Source organism: Phycisphaerae bacterium (genome assembly GCA_012729815.1).
Lineage (GTDB): Bacteria > Planctomycetota > Phycisphaerae > JAAYCJ01 > JAAYCJ01 > JAAYCJ01.
In genome coordinates this window covers 1-4,429 of the sequence record JAAYCJ010000284.1, presented here as the reverse complement: position 1 = coordinate 4,429, position 4,429 = coordinate 1, and the positions used below count along the sequence as shown (strand labels likewise).

The 4,429-nt window shown below is 62.4% G+C and carries 5 protein-coding genes and 2 tRNA genes; 4 read left to right on the top strand and 3 right to left on the bottom strand.

Going from position 1 to position 4,429, the window contains the following annotated elements:
- The first annotated feature begins 35 nt into the window (after positions 1 to 35).
- Positions 36 to 248, top strand: a complete 213-nt coding sequence (locus tag GXY33_18320) for a hypothetical protein (protein ID NLX07095.1) — start codon at positions 36 to 38, stop codon at positions 246 to 248.
- Here the strand turns inward: GXY33_18320 and GXY33_18315 are convergent.
- The 3 genes from GXY33_18315 to GXY33_18305 all read right to left on the bottom strand — a co-directional run bounded on the left by GXY33_18315 (position 245) and on the right by GXY33_18305 (position 1,450).
- Positions 245 to 541 (bottom strand): hypothetical protein, encoded by a 297-nt coding sequence (locus GXY33_18315; protein ID NLX07094.1) that lies wholly within the window; start codon positions 539 to 541, stop codon positions 245 to 247. The two genes, GXY33_18320 and GXY33_18315, sit on opposite strands and share 4 nt — an antisense overlap.
- A 108-nt stretch (positions 542 to 649) precedes the next feature.
- Positions 650 to 1,099 (bottom strand): response regulator, encoded by a 450-nt coding sequence (locus tag GXY33_18310; protein ID NLX07093.1) that lies wholly within the window; start codon positions 1,097 to 1,099, stop codon positions 650 to 652.
- Positions 1,100 to 1,375: 276 nt separating this feature from the next.
- Positions 1,376 to 1,450: transfer RNA gene (locus GXY33_18305), tRNA-Pro, on the bottom strand.
- Between the two features lie 418 nt (positions 1,451 to 1,868).
- Between GXY33_18305 and GXY33_18300 the strand changes: the two genes are divergently transcribed.
- From GXY33_18300 to GXY33_18290, 3 genes are all read left to right on the top strand, one after another.
- Complete coding sequence (locus GXY33_18300; protein ID NLX07092.1) at positions 1,869 to 2,579, top strand: cysteine hydrolase; 711 nt, start codon at positions 1,869 to 1,871, stop codon at positions 2,577 to 2,579.
- Positions 2,580 to 2,744: 165 nt separating this feature from the next.
- Complete coding sequence (locus GXY33_18295) at positions 2,745 to 4,217, top strand: glycine--tRNA ligase (GenBank protein ID NLX07091.1); 1,473 nt, start codon at positions 2,745 to 2,747, stop codon at positions 4,215 to 4,217.
- A gap of 135 nt (positions 4,218 to 4,352) precedes the next feature.
- Positions 4,353 to 4,426 (top strand) — tRNA-Ile (locus GXY33_18290).
- The last annotated feature ends 3 nt before the right edge of the window (positions 4,427 to 4,429 follow it).

The window sequence follows — 4,429 nt, the reverse complement described above, 5'->3', positions numbered from 1 at the left end:
GCACATTATCCTACCGATAGGGAAAGGGTGGAAAAATGAGGGAGGCGGTTACGTGTCCAAATTGTGGGGGACGGGTTGATCTGGACGTCAGCCAGTATGGGAATCTGATCTTCTGTCTGCACTGCCGTGAGAGCTTTGAGCTTGAGCAGGTCGGCGTCGAGGCCGGGCCGGAGGTGGTCCACGCCCTTGTCTCGCACGAGGAGTATCTGAGCAACGCCAAACTCGACAGCAGCTTCTGGCTCGGCTAGGTTCTGGGTTCTGGTTCGGCGTTCGGCAGCGGCCCGGTCAGGTACTGCCTGTGGCAGTTGCGACACAGGTCGAAACGGAAGTTTCGGTACGTCTGGTCTTCGAGTTCATCCGGATTGGCCCGCCGCAGTTCCTCCAACAGCGCCGTCAGCTCGCCCTGAAGGCTCGAGCCGGAGGCGACGTTGAGGATGTTGCGGTCGGCGGAGGCGAAGACCTCGGTGCGCACGATGTAGCGGTCGGGGTCGCTGTCCCGCAGACGCTTGCCGCACATGTCGCACTGGAACTCGATGGGCATGATTGCCTCGCCGGGAGTTGCTGCCTTTATACCGAATCGATCCGGGCGTTGCGAATCATTCCCGGCAACGACAGCAAACGAGACCCGGTCGAGACGCGGAGAGGATGGCTACTTGGGCGAGGGCAGGCGGACGGTTTCGAACCAGAAGGCCTCAATGGCCTGAAGCAATTCCTGCAACTGGTCCAGCATGGTGGGCTTGATGACGCAGCAATTGGCGCGAAGGTCATAGACGTCGGTCAGGTCCTCTTCAGCGGTTGAGGAGGTAAAGACGATAACCGGGATTGCTTTGAGTGCGTCGTCGTTCTTGATCTCCTGAAGAACTTCGCGGCCGTCCTTCCGCGGCACGTGCAGGTCCAAAAAGATCAGGTCGGGACGCGGGACGTCGGCGTACTTGCCTTCGCGGTGGAGAAACGCCATGGCCTCCACTCCATCTTCCATCACGTGAACGCGACACCTGGTCCTGGAGTTTTTGAGGCACTCTTCCACCAGCATCGCATCCCCCGGATTATCCTCCACCATCAGAATATCGGCTGACCGTTTGGTTACCGACTCGATCATGGCGTCTCCCCTTACGTCATGTTGTGGCGATCGCACACGGCCTTGGCCCGGTCATCCGCGTGCCAGAGCGGCAGCGAGGCGATCGACTGACGGAACGCTGGACGACGTCTTGCTGTGGACCGCTGCGACGCCGGTGGAATGATCTTCCCGCCATGTCTATAGGGGCTGATCCCTCCCGTGTAGATCCGCCCATGTCCGCACTGTTCAATATTCCCGCCACGACCCGAAGAGTTGCCTCCCCCTGGAAGGCGCTTCGATCGCGACGAGAAGCCAAAATCGGGGCGGCGGGACTTGAACCCGCGACCTCTTGACCCCCAGTCAAGCACGCTAGCCAAACTGCGCCACGCCCCGAATATCCGGTTTTGTCCACAAAGCCTACCCATCCGGCCGGCGCTTGTCAAGTTTCACGGAAAAATTACCGCCCGAGAAGCGTTTCGGGAGGTTCGCAGGCGGGGATTATGGGACATTGGACACGGAACGGGGTGTTTCTGCGGTCCGCGATCGGCGAAGTTCGGCCACAGGCTAAAGCCGGCCGATGGTCCTGACGAGACTACCGGCAGTGGGTTGACATTTATAAGAGCGGCCATTTGCTGTCTTGCCTTTTCGGATCGGCGGACATAGGATTCAGCGGACTTCCGATAACCGGAGAAAAGTCCACGTATCCTTTTCGCCTCCATTTGGCATCTGAGCAGGCCCGGCAAGGCAGTAAACACGCTCCCGCACCTCGCGCCCCGGCGCCGGGTCGACGGGCAGTAGGGGAGATCAGGGTATGGCCGGCAGACGCTCGAGAAAATCACGATCGACCGCCGTTTTCGATGGGGAGTTGCCCATCTACGAGTGCCTCGTGGTGGACGTCAACACCCAGTGCGACTTTCTGTCGGCGGAAGGGGTTTTGCCCATCGAGGACCGGCAAGGGGTTCTGGAGCGTTTCAAGAAGCTCTCCGACTGGGTCAAGAAGCACCGGCTGCCGGTGGCGTCGCTGGTTGACGCTCACCGTCCGGGCGGCGAAAACGTTCGGTCGCCTCTGTTCCACTGCATCGAGGGCACGCCGGGCCAACAGAAGGTTCCCTTCACGCTGCTGCCCAAGCGTTTTCTGATCGACCACGACGGGAGCCTGGCGCTGCCGGAGGACATCCTCGACAATTACCGCCAGATCATCATCTGCAAGCGGACCAACGACGTATTCACCAATCCCAAGGCCGACCGGTTCTTTTCGACCGTGCAGGCCAAACGGTGGCTGGTGTTCGGCGTCGGGGCCGAGCGGGCGATCAAGTCGCTGGTTCTGGGCCTGCTGTCGCGGGGCAAGTGTCCCATCGTCATCGGCGACGCCTGCGGCTATTGGGACGAGCAGGCCGCTGAGCTGGCTCTCCGCCAGGTTGAGGCCAAAGGGGCGGTCGTCCTGGAGACCGAACACGTCCTTCAGACCGATCCGGCGGACCTCCCGGTGCCCGAGATCGTCATAAAGACCGACGGCGACTGATCGCCCGGGCCGCGGTCTGGTTCTGCATCCCGCCCAAGGAAACCCTCGAAAACCGCCGACCGTGAGCATAGAATACCGACTTCGGTGCAGCCCATCCGTGGTGCGGCGGCCGCGAACCCATGGCAAGGAGCGTGACTCGTGGAAAAGGTCAACCAGACCGAACTGATGGAAAAGATCGTAAGTCTCTGCAAGCGAAGGGGTTTTATCTATCCTGGGAGCGAAATCTACGGCGGGCTCAACGGGTTCTGGGATTACGGTCCGCTGGGCGTCGAGCTGAAGCGCAACGTCAAGGACGCCTGGTGGCAGGACATCGTGCGCAGCCGGACCGACATGGTCGGACTCGACGCCGCGATCATCATGAACCCGCGGGTCTGGGAAGCTTCCGGCCACGTCAGCGGCTTTACCGACCCGATGGTCGACTGCAAGCAGTGCAAGGCCCGATTCCGGGCCGACAAGACCTGGACGGTGCGCATCCGCGAGGGCGACGGCATCCTGCTGCACGTCGGGGCTGAGGCCGATGAAGCCGACGCCGCCGCTGCGGCCGCCGCCGGCGCAGCGAACTCCAAGACCCGCCGCAAGATCGAACAGCGGGGCGACGCCCTGGCGTGGGACGTGTTCCGCTCCGACCAGGCGCCGGAGGGCCAGACCGCCCTGTGTCCGGCCTGCGGCGGCGAACTGACCGAAGCCCGTAAGTTCAACATGATGTTCAAGACCCACGTCGGCGCGCTGGAGACCTCATCGGCCATCGCGTACCTGCGGCCGGAGACCGCGCAGGGCATCTTCGCCAACTACCGCAACGTCCTGGACACCGCCCGCATCAAGGTGCCGTTCGGCATCGCCCAGATCGGCAAGGCCTTCCGCAACGAGATCAATCCTCGCAACTTCACCTTCCGCAGCCGCGAGTTCGAGCAGATGGAGATCGAGTTCTTCTGCCATCCGAAACAGGCGGACGAGTGGTACACGTACTGGCGCGACGCCCGGTTCAACTGGTACGTCGGCTTGGGCCTCAAGTCCGACCGGCTTCGCCTGCGAGATCATGAGAAGGATGAACTGGCGTTCTACGCCAAGAGCTGCGCCGACGTCGAGTATGCCTTCCCGTTCGGCATCACGGAGCTGGAGGGTATCGCCAACCGCACCGATTACGACCTCACGCAGCATCAGAAGTTCTCCGGCAAGGACATGGCCTATTTCGACGACGAGACCAAGGAGCGGTACATTCCGTACGTCATCGAGCCGTCCGGCGGCGTCGATCGGGCGACGCTGGCGTTCATCTGCGAAGCGTACGATGAGGAGACGGTCAAGGACGAACTGCGGGTGGTGCTGCGGTTCCATCCGCGGCTGGCCCCGATCAAAGCCGCCATCCTGCCGCTGGTCAACCGCGACGACATGCCCGAGCGGGCGATGAAGATCTTCGAGGACGTCCGACGGCGTTACAACGCGTTCTACGACGACAAGGGCGCCATCGGCCGCCGCTATCGCCGCCAGGACGAAGCGGGCACGCCGTACTGTTTCACCGTCGACGGCCAGACCGCCCAGGACGGCACGGTGACCGTCCGCGAACGCGACCAGATGACCCAGGAGCGAATCCCCGCTGAGGGCGTCACCGCGTACCTCCGCGACAAGCTCCAGATCGATTAGGCCGCCGGTCGGCGGTTGCGGCTTGCCGTCTGGTTCGCAACCGGCTTTACAGTTTGCCTGAAGGCCGTATAATTGAATGCACAAACCGGCCGACGCCCGCCACCCGACGCGGCGTCACCGCCGGAACCGAGAAATGGGCCCGTAGCTCAGTCGGTTAGAGCAGCCGACTCATAATCGGCTGGTCGTTGGTTCGAGTCCAACCGGGCCCATTG

Coding starts and splice junctions, on each gene's coding strand:
- GXY33_18320 (NLX07095.1), top strand. CDS start 36: ATGAGGGAGGCGGTTACGTGTCCAAATTGTGGGGGACGGGTTGATCTG.
- GXY33_18315 (NLX07094.1), bottom strand. CDS start 541: ATGCCCATCGAGTTCCAGTGCGACATGTGCGGCAAGCGTCTGCGGGAC.
- GXY33_18310 (NLX07093.1), bottom strand. CDS start 1,099: ATGATCGAGTCGGTAACCAAACGGTCAGCCGATATTCTGATGGTGGAG.
- GXY33_18300 (NLX07092.1), top strand. CDS start 1,869: ATGGCCGGCAGACGCTCGAGAAAATCACGATCGACCGCCGTTTTCGAT.
- GXY33_18295 (NLX07091.1), top strand. CDS start 2,745: ATGGAAAAGATCGTAAGTCTCTGCAAGCGAAGGGGTTTTATCTATCCT.